The organism is Cobetia sp. SIMBA_158 (genome assembly GCF_046566945.1).
Classification (GTDB): Bacteria; Pseudomonadota; Gammaproteobacteria; order Pseudomonadales; family Halomonadaceae; genus Cobetia; species Cobetia amphilecti.
Genome location: NZ_JAWJYL010000661.1, coordinates 1 through 257 on the forward strand (window position 1 = coordinate 1; position 257 = coordinate 257).

The window sequence follows — 257 nt, forward strand, 5'->3', positions numbered from 1 at the left end:
CTCGGTTACTAAGTTACGGCCATCGGTACGATCCCCTTCAACTGCGCTGATTGCATCGCCTGAATTAGCCGTGGCATCTTTTGGTAAAAAGTGACGACGACCGCCACCCATTACTACGTCAATACCATCTACATCAATGCCTGCAAAGCGTGCTTCTAGGTTAGCTTCAAAGTTAACAAGTTGCGATGCAATGTCTTCACATGCGTCTGAACCTGCTGGCATATCAGAGTTATCTTCCCAGTTACGATCAGCCGACT

Annotated in this window: 1 protein-coding gene; it reads right to left on the bottom strand. The window is 47.9% G+C overall.

Annotation, left to right across the window (positions count from 1 at the left end):
- On the bottom strand, positions 1-257 hold a 257-nt coding region (locus R2R70_RS21480), incomplete at both ends, for an alkaline phosphatase (RefSeq protein WP_410979120.1).